Annotated in this window: 33 protein-coding genes; all 33 read right to left on the bottom strand. The window is 58.4% G+C overall.

What is annotated here, in order from left to right:
* Window positions 1-57 precede the first annotated feature (57 nt).
* The 33 genes from B9N43_RS16005 to rpoC all read right to left on the bottom strand — a co-directional run bounded on the left by B9N43_RS16005 (window position 58) and on the right by rpoC (window position 22,385).
* Window positions 58-1,047, bottom strand: coding sequence for a DNA-directed RNA polymerase subunit alpha (locus tag B9N43_RS16005; RefSeq protein ID WP_409994721.1), 990 nt, complete (start codon window positions 1,045-1,047; stop codon window positions 58-60).
* 57 nt (window positions 1,048-1,104) lie between these two features.
* Complete coding sequence (rpsD, locus tag B9N43_RS16000; protein ID WP_145843199.1) at window positions 1,105-1,734, bottom strand: 30S ribosomal protein S4; 630 nt, start codon at window positions 1,732-1,734, stop codon at window positions 1,105-1,107.
* Between the two features lie 28 nt (window positions 1,735-1,762).
* Entirely contained in the window at window positions 1,763-2,152 is a 390-nt protein-coding gene (rpsK, locus tag B9N43_RS15995; RefSeq protein ID WP_145843197.1) for a 30S ribosomal protein S11, read from the bottom strand.
* Between the two features lie 12 nt (window positions 2,153-2,164).
* Window positions 2,165-2,527, bottom strand: coding sequence for a 30S ribosomal protein S13 (gene rpsM / locus B9N43_RS15990; RefSeq protein ID WP_145843196.1), 363 nt, complete (start codon window positions 2,525-2,527; stop codon window positions 2,165-2,167).
* Window positions 2,528-2,591: 64 nt separating this feature from the next.
* Window positions 2,592-2,705, bottom strand: a complete 114-nt coding sequence (gene rpmJ / locus B9N43_RS15985; protein WP_145843195.1) for a 50S ribosomal protein L36 — start codon at window positions 2,703-2,705, stop codon at window positions 2,592-2,594.
* Between the two features lie 21 nt (window positions 2,706-2,726).
* Window positions 2,727-2,945 (bottom strand): translation initiation factor IF-1, encoded by a 219-nt coding sequence (gene infA / locus B9N43_RS15980; RefSeq protein WP_145843194.1) that lies wholly within the window; start codon window positions 2,943-2,945, stop codon window positions 2,727-2,729.
* Between the two features lie 9 nt (window positions 2,946-2,954).
* Window positions 2,955-4,283 (bottom strand): preprotein translocase subunit SecY, encoded by a 1,329-nt coding sequence (secY, locus tag B9N43_RS15975; RefSeq protein WP_145843193.1) that lies wholly within the window; start codon window positions 4,281-4,283, stop codon window positions 2,955-2,957.
* A gap of 20 nt (window positions 4,284-4,303) precedes the next feature.
* Entirely contained in the window at window positions 4,304-4,741 is a 438-nt protein-coding gene (gene rplO, locus B9N43_RS15970; RefSeq protein ID WP_145843192.1) for a 50S ribosomal protein L15, read from the bottom strand.
* 6 nt (window positions 4,742-4,747) lie between these two features.
* Window positions 4,748-4,930, bottom strand: a complete 183-nt coding sequence (gene rpmD / locus B9N43_RS15965; protein ID WP_145843191.1) for a 50S ribosomal protein L30 — start codon at window positions 4,928-4,930, stop codon at window positions 4,748-4,750.
* Window positions 4,931-4,933: 3 nt separating this feature from the next.
* Complete coding sequence (rpsE, locus tag B9N43_RS15960; protein WP_145843189.1) at window positions 4,934-5,461, bottom strand: 30S ribosomal protein S5; 528 nt, start codon at window positions 5,459-5,461, stop codon at window positions 4,934-4,936.
* 12 nt (window positions 5,462-5,473) lie between these two features.
* Window positions 5,474-5,827, bottom strand: a complete 354-nt coding sequence (gene rplR / locus B9N43_RS15955) for a 50S ribosomal protein L18 (RefSeq protein ID WP_145843188.1) — start codon at window positions 5,825-5,827, stop codon at window positions 5,474-5,476.
* A 12-nt stretch (window positions 5,828-5,839) separates the two neighbouring features.
* The gene (gene rplF, locus B9N43_RS15950) at window positions 5,840-6,373 is read right to left on the bottom strand and encodes a 50S ribosomal protein L6 (protein WP_145843187.1); all 534 of its coding nucleotides are present in this window, start codon (window positions 6,371-6,373) and stop codon (window positions 5,840-5,842) included.
* 13 nt (window positions 6,374-6,386) lie between these two features.
* Window positions 6,387-6,782 carry a 30S ribosomal protein S8 gene (rpsH, locus tag B9N43_RS15945; RefSeq protein ID WP_145843186.1) on the bottom strand — a complete coding sequence of 132 codons (396 nt, stop codon included), beginning with the start codon at window positions 6,780-6,782 and terminating at the stop codon, window positions 6,387-6,389.
* Between the two features lie 10 nt (window positions 6,783-6,792).
* Window positions 6,793-7,098 carry a 30S ribosomal protein S14 gene (gene rpsN, locus B9N43_RS15940; RefSeq protein ID WP_145843185.1) on the bottom strand — a complete coding sequence of 102 codons (306 nt, stop codon included), beginning with the start codon at window positions 7,096-7,098 and terminating at the stop codon, window positions 6,793-6,795.
* A 7-nt stretch (window positions 7,099-7,105) separates the two neighbouring features.
* Window positions 7,106-7,645, bottom strand: coding sequence for a 50S ribosomal protein L5 (rplE, locus tag B9N43_RS15935; protein ID WP_145843184.1), 540 nt, complete (start codon window positions 7,643-7,645; stop codon window positions 7,106-7,108).
* Between the two features lie 8 nt (window positions 7,646-7,653).
* The gene (rplX, locus tag B9N43_RS15930) at window positions 7,654-7,971 is read right to left on the bottom strand and encodes a 50S ribosomal protein L24 (RefSeq protein ID WP_145843183.1); all 318 of its coding nucleotides are present in this window, start codon (window positions 7,969-7,971) and stop codon (window positions 7,654-7,656) included.
* Window positions 7,972-7,981: 10 nt separating this feature from the next.
* The gene (gene rplN / locus B9N43_RS15925) at window positions 7,982-8,350 is read right to left on the bottom strand and encodes a 50S ribosomal protein L14 (protein WP_145843182.1); all 369 of its coding nucleotides are present in this window, start codon (window positions 8,348-8,350) and stop codon (window positions 7,982-7,984) included.
* 156 nt (window positions 8,351-8,506) lie between these two features.
* Complete coding sequence (gene rpsQ, locus B9N43_RS15920; protein WP_145843181.1) at window positions 8,507-8,776, bottom strand: 30S ribosomal protein S17; 270 nt, start codon at window positions 8,774-8,776, stop codon at window positions 8,507-8,509.
* Window positions 8,773-8,967, bottom strand: a complete 195-nt coding sequence (gene rpmC, locus B9N43_RS15915) for a 50S ribosomal protein L29 (RefSeq protein ID WP_145843179.1) — start codon at window positions 8,965-8,967, stop codon at window positions 8,773-8,775. Before rpmC ends, rpsQ begins: the two co-directional genes overlap by 4 nt.
* A 3-nt stretch (window positions 8,968-8,970) precedes the next feature.
* On the bottom strand, window positions 8,971-9,384 hold the full coding sequence (gene rplP, locus B9N43_RS15910) for a 50S ribosomal protein L16 (protein WP_145843178.1): 414 nt from the start codon (window positions 9,382-9,384) through the stop codon (window positions 8,971-8,973).
* Window positions 9,385-9,390: 6 nt separating this feature from the next.
* Window positions 9,391-10,248 (bottom strand): 30S ribosomal protein S3, encoded by an 858-nt coding sequence (rpsC, locus tag B9N43_RS15905; RefSeq protein ID WP_145843177.1) that lies wholly within the window; start codon window positions 10,246-10,248, stop codon window positions 9,391-9,393.
* Between the two features lie 9 nt (window positions 10,249-10,257).
* Window positions 10,258-10,587, bottom strand: a complete 330-nt coding sequence (gene rplV / locus B9N43_RS15900; protein WP_145843176.1) for a 50S ribosomal protein L22 — start codon at window positions 10,585-10,587, stop codon at window positions 10,258-10,260.
* A gap of 9 nt (window positions 10,588-10,596) precedes the next feature.
* On the bottom strand, window positions 10,597-10,878 hold the full coding sequence (gene rpsS / locus B9N43_RS15895) for a 30S ribosomal protein S19 (RefSeq protein WP_145843175.1): 282 nt from the start codon (window positions 10,876-10,878) through the stop codon (window positions 10,597-10,599).
* Between the two features lie 9 nt (window positions 10,879-10,887).
* A complete protein-coding gene (gene rplB, locus B9N43_RS15890; RefSeq protein WP_145843174.1) occupies window positions 10,888-11,715 on the bottom strand; it encodes a 50S ribosomal protein L2 in 828 nt (275 codons plus the stop codon).
* On the bottom strand, window positions 11,715-12,026 hold the full coding sequence (rplW, locus tag B9N43_RS15885; protein ID WP_145843173.1) for a 50S ribosomal protein L23: 312 nt from the start codon (window positions 12,024-12,026) through the stop codon (window positions 11,715-11,717). The genes rplB and rplW overlap by 1 nt, the downstream gene beginning before the upstream one ends.
* A complete protein-coding gene (rplD, locus tag B9N43_RS15880) occupies window positions 12,023-12,643 on the bottom strand; it encodes a 50S ribosomal protein L4 (protein WP_145843172.1) in 621 nt (206 codons plus the stop codon). The genes rplW and rplD overlap by 4 nt, the downstream gene beginning before the upstream one ends.
* Window positions 12,644-12,652: 9 nt before the next feature.
* Complete coding sequence (gene rplC, locus B9N43_RS15875; protein ID WP_145843171.1) at window positions 12,653-13,291, bottom strand: 50S ribosomal protein L3; 639 nt, start codon at window positions 13,289-13,291, stop codon at window positions 12,653-12,655.
* Window positions 13,292-13,398: 107 nt separating this feature from the next.
* Window positions 13,399-13,710 (bottom strand): 30S ribosomal protein S10, encoded by a 312-nt coding sequence (gene rpsJ / locus B9N43_RS15870; protein ID WP_145843169.1) that lies wholly within the window; start codon window positions 13,708-13,710, stop codon window positions 13,399-13,401.
* 90 nt (window positions 13,711-13,800) lie between these two features.
* Window positions 13,801-14,991: an elongation factor Tu gene (tuf, locus tag B9N43_RS15865; protein ID WP_145843168.1), complete on the bottom strand. Its 1,191-nt coding sequence runs from the start codon at window positions 14,989-14,991 to the stop codon at window positions 13,801-13,803.
* 23 nt (window positions 14,992-15,014) lie between these two features.
* Window positions 15,015-17,108, bottom strand: a complete 2,094-nt coding sequence (gene fusA, locus B9N43_RS15860; protein ID WP_145843167.1) for an elongation factor G — start codon at window positions 17,106-17,108, stop codon at window positions 15,015-15,017.
* A gap of 113 nt (window positions 17,109-17,221) precedes the next feature.
* A complete protein-coding gene (gene rpsG / locus B9N43_RS15855) occupies window positions 17,222-17,692 on the bottom strand; it encodes a 30S ribosomal protein S7 (RefSeq protein ID WP_145843166.1) in 471 nt (156 codons plus the stop codon).
* A 26-nt stretch (window positions 17,693-17,718) separates the two neighbouring features.
* Complete coding sequence (rpsL, locus tag B9N43_RS15850; RefSeq protein WP_145843165.1) at window positions 17,719-18,096, bottom strand: 30S ribosomal protein S12; 378 nt, start codon at window positions 18,094-18,096, stop codon at window positions 17,719-17,721.
* Window positions 18,097-18,185: 89 nt separating this feature from the next.
* The gene (rpoC, locus tag B9N43_RS15845) at window positions 18,186-22,385 is read right to left on the bottom strand and encodes a DNA-directed RNA polymerase subunit beta' (protein ID WP_145843164.1); all 4,200 of its coding nucleotides are present in this window, start codon (window positions 22,383-22,385) and stop codon (window positions 18,186-18,188) included.
* Between the last annotated feature and the right edge of the window lie 5 nt (window positions 22,386-22,390).

The following is a 22,390-nucleotide window of genomic DNA, read 5'->3' as shown; positions in this document are numbered from 1 at the left end:
CTGACGCCTAAGGCAACCAATCGGTTAATCGTTATAAGAGAACGTTCAGTCTGAGATTCAACCAAGTTTTTCCAAGCCTGCGGGAGGCCAGTTTTCCAGCTTCATACCAAGGGTAAGTCCACGTGAAGCGAGCACCTCTTTGATCTCATTCAGAGACTTACGGCCAAGATTGGGAGTTTTGAGGAGTTCTGTTTCAGTGCGCTGAATCAGATCCCCAATGTAATAGATATTTTCCGCCTTCAGGCAGTTTGCAGAGCGAACAGTGAGCTCAAGATCATCCACCGGGCGCAACAACTCGGGTGCCACCGGAATCTGCTTTTGTTCGATCGCCGCCACAGCAGTATTTTCCAAATCGGCAAATACCGATAGCTGATCCATCAGAATACGAGCTGCATAGCGAATAGACTCTTCCGGGTCCACTGCGCCATTGGTCTCAAGGTCGATAATCAGCTTGTCCAAATCTGTACGCTGTTCGACGCGAGCAGACTCCACTTGATAACTGACACGACGAACCGGACTGAAGGAAGAATCCAGCAAAATACGCCCAATCGCCTTGCCCTCTTCCTTAGCGGCGGGCCGAACATTCGCAGGCACATAACCGCGCCCGGTCTCAATCTTAATTTGCATCGCTAGCCGCCCACCGGGAGCCACATGGGCGAGCACATGATCGGGATTAATGATCTCGACGTCGTGACCGGTTTCAATATCAGCGGCGGTAACAACACCCTCACCATTCTTGGAAAGAGTGAGTGTAGCCTCAGCCCTATTATGCAGCTTGAGAACCACACCTTTGACATTGAGCAGAATATCGACCACGTCTTCCCGCACGCCCTCCAAGGTAGAGTACTCATGCAATACCCCATCAATGGAAACCTCTGTTGCAGCTGCACCTGGCATCGAAGACAACAAAATACGGCGCAGAGCATTCCCCAGAGTGTGACCATACCCGCGCTCAAACGGCTCCATCACGACACGGGCATGGACCGGGGACAGAGTCTGGACATCAATGATGCGAGGCTTAAGAAGAGCGTTGCTTTGCATCTGCATTCCTTAAAATAGGTAAGCGCCTGGCACCCAATGGCTGCCAGGCGCGATGCTCATGAATTAGCGAGAATACAGTTCGACAACCAAGCCCTCATTGATGGAGGGTGGCAATTCATCGCGCGTCGGGTAAGACTTGAATACACCCTTGGCTTCCTTGGCATTCACTTCCAACCACTCAGGGAAGCCACGAGACTCTGCGGCAGCCAACGCCCCCCTGGATCTCAACTGCCCCTTGGTGTGATCAGCCAACTGCACCACATCACCGGGACGCAGGCTGTAAGAAGGGATATTGACGCGTTTCCCATTGACCAAGACACCGTTATGGCGCACAACCTGACGCGCCTCGGCACGGGACGCACCAAAGCCCATACGGTATGCCACAGCATCCAGACGCCCTTCCAGGAGCTGGAGAAGATTCTCACCAGTCTGCCCTTTACGACGCTCGGCCTCAGCAAAGGTCTTGCGGAACTGGCGCTCCAGAACGCCGTAGATACGGCGAATTTTTTGTTTCTCGCGCAGTTGCTGTCCATAGCCAGACAAACGCTGGCCGGATTTTTGACCATGCTGACCAGGCGCATACGACCTGCGCTCGATAGAACACTTATCGGTAAAACACTTCTCCCCCTTGAGGAAGAGCTTCTCTCCCTCACGGCGGCATTGGCGACACTTGGCGTCAAGATTACGGGCCACTTGGCGGACTCCTTGTTATCGTATGCGCTTAAATGCGGCGGCGCTTCGGCGGCCGGCAACCGTTATGTGGCACCGGCGTGATATCAGTGATGCTGGTGATTTTCATCCCCAATGCATTAAGCGCACGCACAGCGGACTCCCGGCCGGGGCCGGGGCCCTTGATGCGAACCTCAAGATTTTTCACGCCACACTCTTGAGCAGCCTTCCCAGCAGATTCGGCGGCAACTTGAGCGGCAAACGGCGTGCTCTTCCGAGAGCCTTTAAAACCAGCCCCACCGGAGGTCGCCCACGACAATGCATTGCCCTGACGATCGGTAATGGTGATGATGGTGTTATTAAAGGACGCATGAACGTGCGCAATACCTTCAGCAACGTTCTTCTTAACCTTCTTGCGGACTTTTGTAGCGGTTTTAGCCATATTTAACCCCGATTATTTCTTGCCGGCGATCGACTTCCGCGGGCCCTTGCGAGTACGCGCATTGGTACGGGTACGCTGACCACGACAAGGCAGGCCACGACGATGACGAACACCCCGATAGCAACCGAGATCCATCAGCCGCTTGATGCTCATCGTCACCTCGCGACGCAGATCACCTTCGACTGTGTACTTACCCACTTCTTCCCGCAAACGATCCATATCGGAATCGGTGAGATCTTTAATCTTGATCGAACGACCAATGCCTGCCGCATCACAAATCTTTTGAGCGCGAGAACGGCCAATGCCGTAAATCGCTGTCAGCGCGATTTCAGCATGCTGATGGTTCGAAATATTTACGCCGGCGATACGGGCCATGTGTTTACCTGTCTATCGCTGAAAAATGAAAAGCCGACAATTGTACTTGATCGACACTGAATAATCAACCCTGGCGCTGCTTGTGGCGCGGGTCGGTACAAATGACCCTCACCACCCGATTGCGTCGGATGACCTTACAGTTACGGCAGATACGCTTGACGGAAGCCAGAACTTTCATGATTGCTCTCCGAAAAAAATTCTATTTGGCACGGAATACGATCCGACCCTTGGTCAGGTCATATGGCGTTAATTGAACGGTTACCTTGTCGCCGGGAAGAATTCGGATGTAATGCATGCGCATCTTTCCAGAGATATGCCCCAATACAACATGACCGTTTTCCAACTTCACACTGAAAGTTGCATTGGGAAGGTTTTCAAGCACTTCCCCCTGCATCTCGATTACGTCTTCCTTCGCCATATGTCACGCTCAACGCGCCGGAAATCCTGCGCCTTTGAAGTTCGCCTTTTTAAGCAGGCTCTCATACTGGTGAGACATTACGTAAGCTTGTACCTGTGACATGAAGTCCATCGTGACCACCACAATGATCAGCAGACTCGTTCCACCGAAATAGAAAGGAACGTTCCATTTCAAAATAAGAAACTCAGGCAACAAACAAACCAACGTAATGTAAACCGCACCCACCATCGTCAAGCGCATCAGGATCTTGTCGATATAGCGAGCTGTCTGGTCACCAGGTCGGATGCCTGGAACGAAAGCCCCACTCTTCTTCAAGTTATCCGCAGTCTCCCGTGCATTGAAAACCAATGCCGTATAGAAGAAGCAAAAGAATACAATCGCCGCCGCATAAAGCATGACGTAAATCGGCTGGCCCGGCGACAATTTCGCGGCAATATCCTTCAGCCAGTTCATTCGCTCGGATGAACCAAACCATTGGGCAACCGTGGCCGGGAACAGAATTATCGACGATGCAAAGATCGGAGGAATGACACCTGCCATATTCAATTTGAGAGGCAGGTGAGAACTCTGACCACCATACACCTTATTACCGACTTGACGCTTTGCGTAATTAACCAGGATCTTGCGCTGGCCGCGCTCAACATACACCACGAAGCCGGTCACCAATACGACCAGAGCACAGATAAACAATGCGGTCAACGCGTGCATGGCACCCGTTCTGACCAATTCGAACAACCCGGCCAACGCATTGGGCAATCCAGCCGCAATGCCGGCGAAGATGATGATAGAAATGCCGTTGCCGAGCCCACGCTCGGTGATCTGCTCTCCGAGCCACATCAAAAACATCGTGCCAGTCACCAACGTCGCAACCGTCGTGAGTCGAAACACAAACCCAGGTTCAATCACCAAACCCGCCTGCGACTCCAGTGCCACTGCAATACCCATTGCCTGGAATAATGCCAACGCAACAGTGCCATAGCGTGTGTACTGTGTAATCTTGCGGCGCCCGGCCTCACCTTCCTTCTTCAAGGCTTCCAATGTCGGGGAGGCAATCGCCATCAATTGCATGATGATCGATGCGGAAATGTAAGGCATGATGCCCAGCGCAAAGATCGTGAAACGCGAGAGCGCACCGCCGGAGAACAGGTTGAAAATTCCGAGAATCCCGCCCTTTTCCCGAGAGAACAGCTCCGACAGCCCCGCCGGGTCGATCCCGGGCACCGGAATGTGCGCGCCGATTCGATACACCACCAGCGCGCCCAGAAGGAACCATAGCCGACGCCAAAGATCGCCGAACTTTCCGGTAGAGACGAGCGAACTTGCAGCTGCGTTGGCCATGGCTTCCTGTCCGAAACTACTTACTCGCCCGCAACCGAGCCGCCGGCCGCCTCAATAGCGGCTTTAGCCCCACGGGTCGCTGCCACACCGGTCAATTTGACCTTGCGAGTGATCGCACCGGACAAAATCACCTTCGCAGCCAACGCATCAATGGGCACGACCCCGGCCTGCTTCAGCGCCAGCAAGTCGACCTCTTCCACCGGCAGCTTATCCAGTTCAGACAACCGAACCTCATAATTGCGGGCACGCGTCAGCGAAACGAAGCCGCGTTTGGGAAGGCGGCGTTGCAGCGGCATTTGGCCGCCCTCGAAACCTACCTTGTGAAAGCCGCCGGCCCTGGACTTCTGACCCTTGTGGCCGCGACCGCAGGTTTTACCCAGGCCGCTACCAATACCGCGCCCCACACGCTTGGCGGCATGCTTGGCGCCGATGCCGGGCTTGAGATTATTCAGTTCCATGACGTATTAACCCTCGCACTTCAGGAGATAGGCGACCTTGTGAATCATGCCGCGCACTTCCGGCGTGTCCTTCAACTCGACCGTATGGTGAAGACGCCGCAATCCCAACCCCCGAACCGTAGCGCGATGGTCCTGCTTGGTACCAATGACGCTCTTAACGAGAGTGACTTTAACGGTTTTCTCGGCCATGACTTACTCCAGAATTTCCTGCACGGTTTTACCGCGCTTGGCCGCGATTTCGGCGGGAGTGCTGGTAGCGAGGAGACCGTTAATCGTCGCCCGAACCAGGTTGTACGGATTGGTGGAGCCGATCGCCTTGGCAACGACGTCGGTAACACCCATCACCTCGAAGACAGCGCGCATGGGGCCCCCAGCAATCACGCCAGTACCGGCAGCCGCAGGGGACATGAGCACCGTGGTTGCGCCATGCTTTCCGGTTACGGAATGATGCAGGGTGCCATCCCGCAGATTGACCTTGTTCATCTTGCGACGCGCTTCTTCCATCGCCTTCTGCACTGCCACCGGCACTTCGCGGGACTTGCCCTTGCCCATGCCGATGCCGCCATCGCCGTCGCCCACTACCGTGAGGGCGGCAAAGCCCAGAATCCGACCACCCTTGACGACTTTGGTGACGCGATTGATCGAGACCATCTTCTCGCGCATGCCATCGTCGCGCTCCTCATTGGCCTGCTGAGGTTTCCTACCTTGCGGTTTTGCCATTTGAATCTCCGCTTAGAACTTGAGGCCGCCTTCGCGGGCAGCCTCAGCCAACGCCTTAACGCGGCCGTGATAGTGAAAGCCAGACCGATCAAAGGCCACTTGATTCACACCAGCCGCCAGAGCGCGCTCAGCAATCAACTTGCCCACCAATTTGGCAGCCTCGACGTTGCCGCCATTGGCAACCTGACCACGCACGCCCTGCTCGGCAGTCGAAGCCGCAGCCAGCACCTTGGTTCCACACTCAGAAAAAATCTGAGCATAGATATGACAGTTGGAGCGATGCACAGCAAGTCGCACAGACCTGAGCTCTGCAATCTTGGCGCGGGTTTTGCGCGCCCTACGCAAACGAGCTTGTTTCTTATCCATGATTTCGCGCCCTTACTTCTTCTTGGTTTCCTTGATCGTAACCACTTCATCCGCATAGCGGACACCTTTGCCCTTGTAGGGCTCGGGGGGACGGTACGCACGGACTTCGGCTGCCACCTGCCCCACCTTTTGCTTGTCGATACCCTTGATCAATATCTCGGTCTGACTCGGCGTTTCCACCTTGATGCCATTAGGCATCTGATGAACGACAGGATGAGAAAAACCAAGGGTCAGATTCAACTTATCGCCCTGAGCCTGAGCTCGGTAACCAACGCCGACCAGAGACAGCTTGCGTTCAAACCCCTTGGAGACACCAAGCACCATATTATTGAGCAGCGCACGCATCGTGCCGGACATGGCACCACCACTGATGGCACCCTCAACCGCACGACAGAACAGCGCCTCGCCTTCCTTCTCCACCTTAACGGAAGGAAGGAGCGACTGACTCAGCGTACCCAACGGGCCCTTGACGGTGACCTCGACAGCCCCCAGAGTGACTTCGACACCCTTGGGCAATTCAACGGGATATTTTGCTACACGGGACATCGCAACACTCTCCTTAGGCGACGACGCAAAGAACTTCGCCACCAACATTGCTGGCCCGCGCCTTGCGATCGGTCATCACCCCCTTGGGGGTGGACACGATGGCAACGCCCAAACCATTCATGACGCGAGGCAATTCGTCCTTGCCTTTGTACACGCGCAGACCAGGCTTGGAAATCCGCTCGATGCGCTCGATAACAGGGCGACCAGCGTAGTACTTGAGAGCAATATCCAACTCAGACTTGCCCTCGTTCTGCCGCAGAGCAAAATCTTCGATATAACCCTCGTCCTTCAGCACCTTGGCAATTGCCGCCTTGATTTTGGATGCCGGCATGGAAACGGAAGCCTTCTCAACCATCTGAGCATTACGAATGCGAGTCAGCATGTCGGCAATGGGATCGGTCATACTCATCTCAGACTCCTTACCAGCTGGCCTTGGTCATGCCGGGAACCTCACCCCGCATGGCGATCTCGCGCAGCTTGTTGCGGCACAGACCAAATTTGCGAAATACACCCCGCGGGCGACCGGTCAGCGCGCAGCGATTGCGCTGACGACTCGGACTCGAGTTGCGCGGCAACTTCTGCAGCTTCAGCCGTGCGTCCATGCGCTCCTCATCGGAGAGGCGGACGTTGTTGATGACAGCAAACAATTCGGCGCGCTTGGCGGCATACTTGGCCACCATCTTGGCACGCTTATCTTCGCGATTTTTGATTGCAAGTTTCGCCATGGATCCCTCAGCTCTTGAAGGGGAATTTGAATGCCGCGAGAAGCGCCCTGGCTTCCTCGTCGGTCTTCGCAGTGGTCGTGATACTGATGTTCATGCCACGCAAAGCGTCGATTTTGTCGTACTCGATCTCGGGGAAAATAATCTGCTCTTTCACGCCGATGTTGTAATTGCCACGACCGTCGAATCCTTTACCACCCACACCGCGAAAGTCGCGAATACGAGGCATCGCAACGGTAATGAAGCGATCAAGGAATTCAAACATGCGGGTACCGCGCAAGGTCACCATACAACCAATCGGGTAGCCCTCGCGAATCTTGAAACCCGCGATCGCCTTGCGAGCCTTGGTCACAACGGGTTTCTGACCGGCGATCTTCACCATGTCGCCAACCGCGTTCTCCAAGACCTTCTTATCGCCGACCGCCTCACCAACCCCCATGTTGAGAGTGATCTTGGTGATACGCGGAACCTCCATGACAGACTTGTAACCGAACTTCGCGAGAAGCTCAGGAGCCACCGTCTGCTTATAAAACTCTTGCAAGCGCGCCATGATGATCCTTAAGCCTCCACCAATTCGCCACTGGACTTGAACACCCGAACCTTGCGACCGTCCTCCAGCACCTTGAAGCCGACGCGATCCCCCTTCTGCGTAGCCGGATTGAACAGCGCCAAATTGGACACATGGATCGGCATCTCCTTCTCGACGATGCCGCCTGGCTGACCCTTGAGCGGATTCGGGCGCACGTGCCGCTTCACACGATTCACCCCTTCAACCACGACACGCTCGTCATCAACGCGCCGCGTCACCGCACCGCGCTTGCCCTTGTCCTTGCCCGCCATTACAACGACGGAATCACCCTTACGAATCTTATCCATAACCGAACCCTCAGAGAACCTCAGGCGCCAGGGAGACGATCTTCATGAAGCGCTCGGTACGCAGCTCACGCGTCACCGGCCCGAAGATACGAGTGCCAATCGGCTCCAGCTTGTTATTGAGGAGAACCGCGGCATTGCCATCGAACTTGACCAGGGAGCCATCGGGACGACGCACGCCCTTGGCGGTACGAACCACCACGGCGTTGTAAACCTCGCCCTTCTTCACGCGACCACGCGGCGCAGCATCCTTGACGCTGACCTTGATAATGTCGCCAATACCTGCATAGCGGCGCTTGGAGCCACCCAGCACCTTGATGCACATAACCGAACGCGCACCGGTATTGTCGGCGACGTCGAGCTGCGATTGCATTTGGATCATATTTACTCTCCAACTTAATCCACCCAAGCCAAGCTCGGACGGTCAGTCTTGGAACCCGCTTGGGGCTGATATGCCGAACCCGAAGTATTCAGCAGCGGAAAAGAGGCGGGATGATAAGCACCCGCCACTCTCCTGTCAACAACGTATTACCCTAAATCAGACGATCCGGGCTTTTTCGACTACCTTGGTCACCCGCCAAGCCTTGGTGCGGGACACGGGAGCGCACTCCTCGATCTGGACCAGGTCGCCGTCATGAGCTTCCAGGCCTTCGACATGGGCGTGATACTTTTTCGAACGCGTCATCACCTTGCCGATTACCGGGTGTTTGACACGCCGCTCCACCAGAACCGTGACGGTCTTGGCCATCTTGTCGCTCACGACGCGCCCCTGAAGGGTACGACGCATGGATTGCTGAGTTTCGCTCATTTCGCAGTCGCCTTCTCGCGCTGCATGGTCTTGACCCGCGCGATATCTTTACGCACTTTACCAATCTGACTCGTATTGGAAAGCTGCTGGGTCGCGGCCTGCATGCGCAGGGAGAACTGCGCACGGCGCAGATCCAGCAGTTCCTTCTGGAGTTCAGCCTCGTTCTTTTGCCTCAAATCACTGGCTTTCATCTCTTACCCCAAATGACGCGTAACGAAGGTAGTCGGCAAAGGCAATTTGGCGGCCGCCAGGCGGAAAGCCTCCCGTGCCAGCGCCTCATCCACACCATCCATCTCGTAGAGAACCTTGCCCGGCTGGATCTCAGCGACCCAGTATTCGGGATTACCCTTACCGTTACCCATACGAACTTCGGCCGGCTTCTTCGAAATCGGCTTGTCCGGGAAAATACGAATCCAAATACGACCGCCGCGCTTGATATGACGCGTCATGGCACGACGGGCAGCCTCGATCTGACGCGCCGTCAAACGGCCACGACCGATCGCTTTCAGCCCATACTCGCCAAAGCTGACCTTGGCGCCACGAGTGGCCAGCCCCGTATTGCGACCCTTATGTTCTTTTCTGTACTTCCTGCGTGAAGGTTGCAGCATGACTCATTACTCCTTAACTTCCTGGCTGCCTTCAGCCTTGGGGGTAGCGGCCTTGCGCACGCGCTTGACCGGAGCCTTGGCCGCCTCGCCGCCTTCGCCTTCAGGCTTGACGTCACCGGCTGCGCGGCGCGGACGCTTGGCATCCGCTTCGTTCCGCGGCGCACCGGGGCGAGCCGCGCGACGCGGACGCTTGGAAGGCTCCTCTCCGGGCAGCTCCGCGGCAGGCGCCTCGTTCTTGCCCATCATCTCGCCCTTGAACACCCACACCTTGATACCAATAATGCCGTAGGTGGTCTTGGCCTCGGAAGTGCCGTAGTCGATATCTGCGCGGAGCGTATGCAGCGGCACACGACCCTCACGATACCATTCGGTACGTGCGATTTCAGCACCATTCAAACGGCCACCGCTCATGATCTTGATGCCTTGCGCACCCAGACGCATCGCATTCTGCATGGCGCGCTTCATCGCACGCCGGAACATGATGCGCTTCTCGAGCTGCTGAGCGATCGAGTCGGCGATCAACTGTGCATCGATCTCGGGCTTGCGAATTTCCTCGATATTCACATGGACCGGAACGCCCATGCGCTTCTGGAGTTCGGCCTTCAGTTGCTCGATGTCCTCGCCCTTCTTGCCGATTACCACACCAGGACGAGCGCTGAAAACCGTCACGCGGGCGTTCTTCGCCGGGCGTTCGATCACCACGCGCCCGACGGACGCATGCGCGAGCTTCTTCTTCAGATAATCGCGAACCTCGATGTCTTCCTTGAGCATTTGCGGGAAGTTACGGCTGGAAGCGTACCAGCGCGAAGCCCAGTCCCGCGTGACCGAGAGACGGAACCCGGTCGGATGAATCTTCTGTCCCATAGGTTTTCCTTACTCTCCGACAGTCACGAAAATGTGACAAGTGGGCTTCAGAATACGATTGCCACGCCCCTTGGCACGGGCAGTGAACCGCTTCAGCACTGCTCCTTTTTCCACGTAAATGCGCTTCACCACCAGCGTGTCGATGTCAGCACCATCGTTGTGCTCGGCATTGGCGATCGCCGACTCGAGCACTTTCTTGATGATCGTCGCACCCTTCTTGGGGCTGAAGGCCAGAATATTCAGCGCCTGATCCACCGACTTGCCCCGAATCAGATCGGCCACGAGCCGACCCTTCTGAGCCGAGAGGCGAACACCACGCAGAGTTGCATTGGTTTCCATCGTCACTCCTTACCGCTTGCCAGCGGCCTTCTTGCCGCCGGTGTGACCCTTGAACGTGCGGGTCAGGGCAAACTCACCCAACTTGTGCCCAACCATGTTCTCCGAGATATACACCGGAATATGCTGCTTGCCGTTGTGAACGGCGATGGTCAAGCCGACAAAGTCGGGCAGAATGGTGGAACGGCGCGACCACGTCTTGATCGGGCGCTTATCGTTGCTGGAACGAACAGCCTCCACCCTCTTCAGCAGATGATCGTCAATGAACGGACCTTTTTTGATCGAACGAGCCATGATTACCTCTTATCGCTTGTAACGACGCTGGACGATCATATTGTCCGTGCGCTTGTTGCTACGGGTACGGTAGCCCTTGGTCGGTTGCCCCCAGGGACTGACAGGCACACGCCCTTCGCCGGTACGCCCCTCACCGCCACCATGCGGGTGATCGATCGGGTTCATGGCCACACCGCGCACCGTCGGACGAATGCCACGCCAACGATTGGCGCCGGCCTTGCCGATCTTGCGCAGGCTGTGCTCTTCGTTGCCGACCTCGCCCACGGTGGCGCGGCACTCCACATGCACGCGACGGATCTCGCCGGAGCGCAGCCGCAACTGAGCATACATACCCTCCCGAGCGAGCAGCTGCACGGAGGCGCCGGCAGAGCGTGCCAATTGGGCACCCTTGCCGGGCGTCATTTCCACGCAGTGGATCGTGGTACCGACCGGGATGTTGCGAATCGGCAAGGCATTGCCGGACTTGATCGGCGCCTCGGACCCGCTCATGATCTCCTGACCGACAACCATGCCCTTGGTGGCGACGATGTAGCGACGCTCGCCGTCGGCATAGAGGATCAATGCGATGTTCGCCGAGCGATTGGGGTCGTACTCGAGACGCTCCACTTTGCCGGGAATACCATCCTTGGTGCGACGAAAATCGATGACGCGATAATTCTGCTTGTGCCCACCACCCTTGTGACGAGTGGTGATCCTGCCGTGTACGTTGCGGCCAGCAGCGTTGCCCTTGGCCTCCACCAGCGCGGCGTAAGGCTGCCCCTTGTGCAGATTGGGATTGACAACCTTTACAACGGCGCGGCGCCCGGGCGAGGTCGGTTTGACTTTGACGAGTGCCATTACGCAGCACCTCCCTCAACGAAATTGATCTCCTGGCCCGGCATCAAGCACACGAAGGCCTTCCTCACATCACTGCGACGGCCCATGGTGCGCCCGAAGCGCTTTACCTTGCCCTTCAGATTGGAGACCTGAACCGATTTCACCTGAACCTTGAACAGCAACTCAACGGCCGCCTTGATTTCCGGCTTGGTGGCGTCGGGAGCAACGATGAACACCACTTGCTCGTTGGCATCGGCAACCATGGTTGCCTTTTCGGAAATCTGCGGTGCAACCAGCACCTGCAGCAAACGCTCTTGGTTAAAGTTACTCATGCCAGCATCTCCTCCATCTTGGCAACCGCGCCCTTGGTCAACAGGACCTTGGGGAAGCGGATCAGGGAGACCGGATCAGCCTGATGAGCCTCTACCACGAGTACGTTCGGCAGATTGCGCGAAGCCAGGAGCAGGTTGTCATCCAGAACATCGGTGATCACCAACGCGGAATCGATGCCCATGCCCTTGAGCTTCTGAGCCACGAGCTTGGTCTTGGGCGCTTCCACCGCGAAATTCTCCACCACTGCCAGACGCCCCTCGCGAGCGAGCTGCGACAGGATGGCCGCGACGCCAGCCCGGAACATCTTGCGATTGACCTTTTGGGAGAAATTCTCTTCCGGCGAGTTCGGGAAAATGCGACCACCCCCGCGCCACAGCGGCGAAGAGCTCATGCCCGCACGCGCCCGACCGGTACCCTTCTGACGCCAGGGCTTCTTGGTCGTGTGCTTGACCTCCTCGCGATCCTTCTGCTTGCGATTGCCAGAGCGCGCATTGGCCTGATAGGCCACCACGACCTGATGCACCAGGGCCTCATTGAAGTCGCGACCAAACAGGCTGTCAGAAGCCGACACTGTCGCGGCCTGCTGCCCCTGCTCATTAATCAACGTAAGTTCCATGCGCCCTCCTTAAGCCCTGACCGCAGGACGAACGACCACATCGCCGCCCTTGGCACCCGGAACCGCCCCCTTCACCAGGAGCAACTGACGCGCCTCATCCACACGCACCACCTCGAGATTCTGCGTCGTGCACTTGACATCACCCAAGTGTCCCGCCATCCGTTTGCCGGGGAAGACGCGACCGGGGTCTTGCGCCATACCAATGGAACCGGGCGAATTATGCGACACGGAGTTACCGTGACTAGCGCGGTTCGAAGAGAAATTGTGGCGTTTGATCGAGCCGGAAAAGCCCTTGCCGATGGAGGTGCCACTGATATCGACCTTCTGACCCGGCTGAAAAATCGAAACCGAAATCACATCACCAGCCTTGAATCCACCCAGCTGATCGAGGTCGACACGAAATTCCTTGAGGATTTGACCGGCTTCAACGCCAGCCTTGGCAAGATGTCCCGCCTCGGGCTTATTCACCCGACTGGCACGACGCTTGCCAAACGTCACCTGAACCGCGGCATAGCCGTCGATGTCAGGCGTTTTGATTTGCGTGACGCGATTGTTCGACACATCGAGCACCGTCACCGGAATGGAGACACCATCCTCGGCAAAGATACGCGTCATGCCGACCTTGCGTCCAACAAGGCCTAGACTCATTTTTTTCTCCTAAACCCCGGCTACGATTGGCCGGGCCCGACTACCTTTGCAGCTTTCGCCGCACCGATCCCGAAAACCATCGGGAATACTCAACACACTACAACCCGTTACTGCAGCTTGATCTCGACATCCACGCCAGCAGGCAAGTCGAGCTTCATCAGCGCATCCACCGTCTTGTCGGTAGGATCGATGATGTCCATCAGACGCTGATGGGTGCGAATCTCGAACTGATCCCGCGACGACTTGTTCACATGAGGCGAACGCAACACATCAAAGCGCTCGATCCGGGTGGGCAGCGGCACCGGGCCACGTACCACCGCCCCCGTGCGCTTCGCGGTTTCCACAATTTCAAGAGCGGACTGATCGATCAGCTTGTAATCGAATGCCTTGAGGCGAATCCGAATCTTCTGGCTTTGCATAACGAATCCTTAAAGAGCAATACCCCGAAAGACCGGGGCGCGAAAAGGGCGGCATATTACCGCCCTTTCCAATGAATAGCAACCGCCCAATTACTCGACGATCTTGGCGACGACGCCGGCGCCCACGGTGCGGCCGCCCTCGCGGATCGCGAAGCGCAGACCTTCCTCCATGGCGATCGGCGCGATCAGCTTCACCGTCATCGCGATGTTGTCGCCAGGCATCACCATCTCGACTCCCGCCGGCAGCTCGATCGACCCCGTCACGTCGGTCGTGCGGAAGTAGAACTGCGGACGATAGCCGTTGAAGAATGGGGTGTGACGACCACCTTCGTCCTTCGACAGGATGTACACCTCGGAGGTGAAATGGGTGTGCGGGTTGATCGAACCCGGCTTGGCCAGCACCTGGCCACGCTCCACGTCCTCACGCTTGGTGCCGCGCAGCAGCACGCCAACGTTGTCGCCCGCCTGGCCCTGATCCAGCAGTTTGCGGAACATTTCCACGCCGGTACAGGTGGTCTTGGTGGTGGGACGAATGCCCACGATTTCGATTTCCTCGCCAACCTTGACGATGCCGCGCTCGACACGACCGGTCACGACGGTGCCGCGACCGGAGATCGAGAAGACGTCTTCGATCGGCATCAGGAAGGGCAGGTCGATGGCGCGCTCGGGGGTCGGGATGTAGGTATCCAGGGCTTCGGCCAGCTTCAGGATGGCACCTTCGCCCAGGTCGCCCTTGTCACCTTCCAGCGCCTTCAGGGCGGAACCCTTGATGATGGGGATGTCGTCGCCCGGGAAGTCGTACTTGGACAGCAGCTCGCGCACTTCCATTTCCACCAGCTCGAGCAGTTCGGCGTCATCCACCATGTCACACTTGTTCAGGAACACGATGATGTAGGGCACGCCCACCTGGCGCGCCAGCAGGATGTGCTCGCGGGTCTGCGGCATGGGGCCGTCCGCGGCGGAACACACCAGGATCGCACCGTCCATCTGGGCGGCACCGGTGATCATGTTCTTCACGTAGTCGGCGTGGCCCGGGCAATCCACGTGGGCATAGTGACGCGTCTCGGTCTCGTACTCGACGTGGGAGGTGTTGATCGTGATGCCCCGCGCTTTCTCTTCCGGCGCCGCATCGATCTGGTCGTAGCCCTTCGCTTCGCCACCAAACCTCGTCGACAGCACTGTCGTGATCGCCGCCGTCAACGTCGTCTTGCCATGGTCAACGTGACCAATCGTCCCCACGTTCACGTGCGGCTTCGTACGCTCAAACTTGCCTTTTGCCATTTTTCGCTTCCTTTAAAGAACGGTTATTTCTTGTTGATAACAGCTTCCGCGACGTTCTTCGGCGCCTCGGAGTAGTGCTTGAATTCCATGCTGTAGGTGGCGCGCCCCTGGGTCAGGGAGCGCAGTTGCGTCGCGTAGCCGAACATCTCGGCCAGAGGCACCTCTGCGCGCACTGCCTTCATGCCGCCAGGAATGTCATCCATGCCCTGAACGATGCCGCGCCGGGACGACAAGTCGCCCATCACGTTGCCCATGTAGTCTTCCGGCGTCTCGACTTCCACCGCCATCATCGGCTCGAGCAATACCGGATTGGCCTTGCGCATCGCATCCTTGAATGCCATGGAGGCAGCCATCTTGAAGGCATTCTCGTTGGAGTCCACATCGTGATAGGAACCATCGAACAACGTGACCTTGACGTCCACCACCGGGAAGCCGGCCAGCACACCATTCGGCAGCGTTTCCTGCAGGCCCTTGTCGACCGCCGGAATGTATTCGCGAGGCACCGTGCCGCCCTTGATGGCATCGACGAATTCGTAGCCCTTGCCCGCCTCGTTCGGCTCCAGTTTGATCCAGACATGGCCGTATTGACCCCGACCGCCCGACTGTTTGACGAACTTGCCCTCCTGCTCGACAGCCTTGCGCACCGCTTCGCGGTAGGCCACCTGAGGCGCACCGACGTTGGCTTCGACGTTGAACTCGCGCCGCATGCGGTCGACGATGATGTCCAGGTGCAATTCACCCATGCCCGAGATGATGGTCTGACCGGACTCCTCGTCGGTACGGACGCGGAAGGAAGGATCCTCCTGCGCCAGACGCCCCAGGGCAATGCCCATCTTTTCCTGGTCTGCCTTGGTCTTGGGCTCGACGGCGACGTGGATCACCGGCTCGGGGAACACCATGCGCTCCAGAATGATCGGCGCATCGGGGTCGCACAGCGTTTCACCGGTGGTCACTTCCTTTAGGCCAACGCAGGCAGCGATATCGCCGGCCAGCACCTCCTTGATCTCTTCCCGGTTGTTGGCATGCATCTGCAGGATGCGGCCGATGCGCTCCTTCTTGCCCTTGACGGGGTTGTAGACCGTGGCCCCAGAGTTCAGTACTCCGGAATAAACCCGGATAAAGGTAAGCTGACCAACAAAGGGGTCGGTCATCAGCTTGAACGCCAGAGCGGAGAACTTCTCGCCGTCATCAGCCTTGCGACTGACTTCCTGCTCCCGCTCATCGACACCGGTAACCGGGGGGATATCCACCGGGGAAGGCAGAAACTCGATCACGGCATCCAGCATGCGCTGCACGCCCTTGTTCTTGAAAGCGGACCCGCAAAGCATGGGCTGAATCTCGCATGCGATGGTGCGCTGACGCAGACCGAGCTTGATCTTCTCTTCCGACAGCTCGCCGGATTCGAGATACTCGTTCATCAACTCTTCGGAAGCTTCGGCAGCAGCCTCGATCATCTGCTCGCGCCAAGTCTGGGCCACCTCCTGCAAATCAGCAGGAATATCAGCGTAGTCGAACTTCATACCCTGGGACGCCTCATCCCAGAGGATCGCCTTCATCTTGATCAGATCCACGACCCCAGCAAAGCTATCCTCGGCGCCAATGGGAACCACCACAGGAACCGGATTGGCCTTGAGGCGGGTCTTCATCTGCTCCACGACCTTGAAGAAGTTGGCACCGGAGCGGTCCATCTTGTTCACGAAGGCCAGACGCGGCACCTTGTACTTGGTGGCCTGACGCCACACGGTTTCAGACTGAGGCTGAACACCGCCCACGGCACAGTAAACCATGCAGGCGCCATCCAGCACCCGCATGGAACGCTCCACTTCGATCGTGAAATCCACGTGTCCCGGCGTATCGATGATATTGAACCGATGCTCGGGGAGGGACATGTCCATACCCTTCCAGAAACAGGTGGTCGCAGCCGAGGTAATGGTAATCCCCCGCTCCTGCTCCTGCTCCATCCAGTCCATGGTGGCTGCGCCATCATGAACCTCACCGAGCTTATGATTCACACCGGTGTAAAAAAGAATACGCTCGGTCGTCGTCGTCTTGCCGGCGTCGATATGCGCTGAAATACCGATATTGCGATAGCGCTCGATGGGAGTCTTGCGGGCCACTTTGATTACCTGCCTTATTTAAGTCAAACCGCCATGGCCCCGAAAGCATCGGGAGCCAGGGCGGCTAGTAGAAGATGAAGCGCGCTACCACAGGCAGCGCGCCATTCAGTACATCAGAACCGGAAATGCGAGAAGGCCTTGTTGGCCTCAGCCATACGATGCACTTCCTCGCGCTTCTTCATCGCCGCCCCGCGACCTTCCGAGGCTTCCAGCAATTCACTCGCCAGACGCTGCCCCATGGACTTCTCGGAGCGTTTGCGGGCCGCCTCGCGCAACCAGCGCATTGACAGCGCCAAACGGCGAGAGGGACGCACCTCAACCGGCACCTGGTAGTTGGCACCACCAACGCGGCGACTCTTCACCTCAACCACAGGCTTCACATTGCCGATCGCCTGGATGAAAACCTCCAGGGGATCCTTTCCGCTCTTGGTCTTGATCTGATCGAACGCACCATAAATGATGCGCTCGGCGACCGACTTCTTACCAGCGGACATCAACACATTGACAAACTTGGAAACTTCCACGTTGCCAAACTTGGGATCGGGAAGAATCTCCCGCTTAGGAACTTCACGACGACGAGGCATGATCTACTCCTGAACTGCGCGAGCCGTTAAGCCGCCTTGGGGCGCTTGGCGCCATACTTGGAACGCGACTGCTTCCGATCCTTGACACCCTGGGTATCGAGACTGCCGCGCACGATGTGATAACGGACACCCGGCAAATCCTTCACACGGCCGCCACGAATCAGAACCACAGAGTGCTCCTGAAGGTTGTGCCCCTCGCCGCCAATATAGGAAATAACCTCGAAGCCATTGGTCAGACGTACCTTGGCAACCTTCCGCAGCGCGGAGTTCGGCTTCTTCGGAGTGGTGGTATATACGCGAGTGCAAACGCCGCGCTTGGCGGGGCAGCTATCGAGCGCAGGCACCTTGCTCTTGGTCTTCGGAGACTGGCGCGACTTGCGCACCAGTTGGTTAATGGTTGGCATAAGTAGTTGTTCCAATAACTAAAATTGGCAAAACCAAGCCCCCTGCCGGGAGCAAAGAGGCTGGATTATAGTAATGGCACCCATCGCCGTCAAGCGGCTTGAGTACCCTCCGTCGAGCTTTCTTCTGCGGGCGGCAAGTCGAACACCCCTTCCGCTGCATCCAGCCCGTCGGACTGTTTGCGTCGGGTCTGATGGTAGGCATGGCCGGTACCGGCCGGAATGAGGCGGCCAACGATGATGTTTTCCTTGAGGCCCCGCAATTCGTCGCGTTTCCCCATGATCGCGGCCTCGGTCAGAACGCGGGTAGTCTCCTGGAAGGAGGCGGCGGACAGGAACGAATCGGTCGACAAAGACGCCTTCGTAATGCCCAGCAGCTGGTGCTGATAGTCCGCCGGCCGCTTGCCCTCGCTCAGCAGCTTGTCATTCTCATCGAGCAGCAGCGAACGCTCGACCTGCTCCTCGCGGATGAACTTGGAGTCGCCACGATCGGTGACGACCACGCGGCGCAGCATCTGGCGGACGATCACCTCGATATGCTTGTCGTTGATCTTCACGCCCTGCAGACGATACACGTCCTGCACTTCGTCGATGATGTAGCGCGCCAGCTCTTCGACGCCCTTCAGACGCAGGATGTCATGAGGATCGGCCGAACCGTCGACGATGACCTCGCCTTTGTTGACGACCTGGCCGTCGTGGGCCATGACGTGCTTGTCCTTCGAGATCAGGTACTCATGCGCCGTGCCATCGGGTTCCGTGATGACCAGGCGCTGCTTGCCCTTGGTGTCCTTGCCGAAGGAAACGGTACCGGTCACCTCGGCCAATACGCCTGCGTCCTTGGGCGAACGAGCCTCGAACAACTCTGCAACGCGGGGCAGACCGCCGGTAATGTCGCGGGTCTTGGCCGACTCCTGGGGGATGCGGGCCAGAATTTCGCCCACGGAGACCGGCTGTCCATCCTTCACCGTGATGATCGAGCCGACCTGGAAGGTGATGGTCACCACATGGTCGGTGCCGTGAATCTTGATTTCCTCGCCATGTTCGTCGAGCAGCTTGACCTGGGGCCGCAAGCCCTTGGCCGACGACTTGCCGCGTCCCTTGGACTCGATCACCACCAGGGTCGACAGACCGGTGACTTCGTCGATCTGCTTGGCGACGGTGGCGCCTTCCTCCACATGCTCGAACTTCACCGTACCCGCATACTCGGTCACGATCGGGCGCGTATGGGGGTCCCAGTTGGCCAGCTGGGCGCCGGCCTTGATCTGCTGGCCGTCCTCGATCAACAAGGTGGCGCCGTAAGGCACCTTGTGGCGCTCGCGTTCGCGGCCATTGTCGTCCGCGATCACCACCTCGCCGGAACGGGCAATCACGACTTTCTCGCCCTTCGGGTTGGTGACATAGCGCATGGTGGCGGACAGGTTGGCCGTACCGGCGCTCTTGGCCTCCACCTGACTCTGCGCGGCGGCCCGGGAAGCAGCACCACCGACGTGGAAGGTACGCATCGTCAACTGGGTGCCGGGTTCACCGATGGATTGGGCGGCAACGACACCGACCGCTTCACCCTCGTTCACCAGATAGCCGCGACCCAAGTCGCGGCCATAACACTTGGCGCAAAGGCCGTAGCGGGTCTCGCAGGTCAGCGCCGTGCGCACGCGCACTTCGTCGATCCCCAGGCTCTCGATCAGGTCGACCGCGTCCTCGTCGAGCAAAGTACCCGCCTCGAAGACCACGTCCTGCGTATCGGGATTGATCACGTCGCTGGCGACCACCCGCCCCAGAATCCGTTCGCGCAGGGGCTCGATCACCTCGCCGCCCTCCACGAGCGCGCGCAGGGCAAAGCCGTTTTGGGTGCCGCAATCCAGTTCGGTGACCACCAGGTCCTGGGTCACATCCACCAGGCGGCGGGTCAGGTAGCCCGAGTTGGCGGTCTTCAGCGCCGTGTCGGCCAAACCCTTACGGGCACCGTGGGTGGAGATGAAGTACTGCTGAACGTTCAAGCCCTCGCGGAAGTTCGTCGTGATGGGCACCTCGATGATGGAGCCGTCGGGCTTGGCCATCAGGCCGCGCATGCCGGCCAGCTGGCGGATCTGGGCGGCGGAGCCGCGGGCGCCGGAGTCGGCCATCATGTAGATGGAGTTGAAGGACTCCTGCTTGACGGCCTTCCCTTCATGATTGGTCACTTCCTGATGGGAAAGCTGGTCCATCATCGCCTTCGCCACCTGGTCGCCGGCACGGCCCCAGATATCCACCACCTTGTTGTAGCGCTCGCCCACGGTCACCAGACCGGAGGTGTATTGGCGCTCGATTTCCTTAACCTCGCCCTCGGCCTGGTCGATGATCGCGTGTTTCTGGTTGGGCACCAGCATGTCGTCCACGGCGATCGAGATGCCGCCGCGGGTGGCCAGGCGGAAGCCGGACTGCATCAGTTGATCGGCGAACACCACGGTGTCCTTGAGGCCGCAGCGGCGGAAGGACTCGTCGATCAGCTTGGAGATTTCCTTCTTCTTCAGCGCCTTGTCGATGACCTTGAACGGCAGCCCCTTGGGGAGAATTTCGGACAGGATGGCGCGGCCCGCCGTGGTCGAGTAGCGGGTGACTTTTTCCTTCCAGCCGTCACCATCACGGTCGTACTCCTTGATGCGCACCGAGATCCGGGCGTGGAGGTCCACCTGGCGCGACTCCACGCCGCGCAGCACCTCGGCGACGTCGGTGAAATACATCCCGGTGCCACGAGCGGCGGCGTGTTCACGGGTCGCGTAGTACAGCCCCAGCACCACGTCCTGGGACGGAACGATGATGGGAGCGCCGTTGGCAGGAGACAGTACGTTGTTGGAGGCCAGCATCAGAGTGCGGGCTTCCATCTGGGCTTCCAGGGACAGCGGCACGTGCACGGCCATCTGGTCGCCGTCGAAGTCGGCGTTGAAGGCGGTACATACCAGGGGATGGAGCTGGATGGCCTTGCCTTCGATCAGGGTCGGCTCGAAAGCCTGGATGCCAAGCCGGTGCAGCGTCGGCGCGCGGTTCAGCAGCACCGGATGCTCGCGAATCACTTCTTCCAGAATATCCCAGACGATACCGGTCTCGGCCTCGACTTCCTTCTTGGCCGCCTTGATGGTACTGGCGATGCCCATCTTCTCGAGACGCTCGAAGATGAAGGGTTTGAACAGTTCCAGCGCCATCTTCTTGGGCAGACCGCACTGGTGCAGCTTGAGCTGGGGCCCCACCACGATCACGGAACGGCCGGAATAGTCCACCCGCTTGCCCAGCAGGTTCTGCCGGAAGCGGCCGGACTTGCCCTTGATCATGTCGGCCAGGGACTTCAGCGGACGCTTGTTGGCGCCGGTCATGGCCTTGCCGCGGCGACCGTTGTCAAGCAGGGAGTCCACCGACTCCTGCAGCATCCGCTTCTCGTTGCGGACGATGATGTCCGGCGCCTTCAGCTCCAGCAGGCGCTTCAGGCGATTGTTGCGGTTGATCACCCGGCGGTACAGGTCGTTCAGGTCCGAAGTGGCGAAACGGCCGCCATCCAGGGGCACCAGGGGACGCAGGTCGGGAGGCAGCACCGGCAGCACTTCCAGCACCATCCACTCGGGCTTGATGCCGGATTGCTGGAAGGCCTCCAACACCTTGAGGCGCTTGGCGAGCTTCTTGATCTTGGCCTCGGAACCGGTCGTTTCCAGTTCCTGGCGCAGGCGCTCGATCTCGTGGCCGATGTCGATGGTGCGCAGCAGTTCCCGGATGCCCTCGGCGCCCATCACCGCGGTGAAGTCGTCGCCGTACTCCTCGACCTTGGCCAGATAATCGTCTTCGGTCAGCAGTTGCGCGCGGTTCAACGGCGTCATACCGGGCTCGACGACGACGAAGGCTTCGAAATACAACACCCGCTCGATGTCGCGCAACGTCATGTCCAGCACCATGCCGAGACGGCTGGGCAGGGACTTGAGGAACCAGATATGAGCGACCGGGCTGGCCAGCTCGATGTGGCCCATGCGCTCGCGGCGCACCTTGGCCTGGGTCACTTCGACGCCGCACTTTTCGCAGATCACGCCACGATGCTTGAGACGCTTGTACTTGCCGCACAGACATTCGTAGTCCTTCACCGGGCCGAAGATCTTGGCGCAGAACAGACCGTCGCGCTCCGGCTTGAAGGTGCGGTAGTTGATGGTCTCCGGCTTCTTGACCTCGCCATAGGACCAGGAACGGATCTTGTCAGGCGAGGCCAGACCGATGGTGATCGCGTCGAATTCCTCTTCCTGCGTGACTTGCTTGAATAGATCGAGCAATGCTTTCATTGTTT

Origin of the sequence: Denitratisoma sp. DHT3, assembly GCF_007833355.1 — a bacterium.
Taxonomy (GTDB): domain Bacteria; phylum Pseudomonadota; class Gammaproteobacteria; order Burkholderiales; family Rhodocyclaceae; genus Denitratisoma.
Note: the sequence above shows the minus strand (reverse complement) of the source record. Positions and strands in the feature narration are given on the sequence as shown.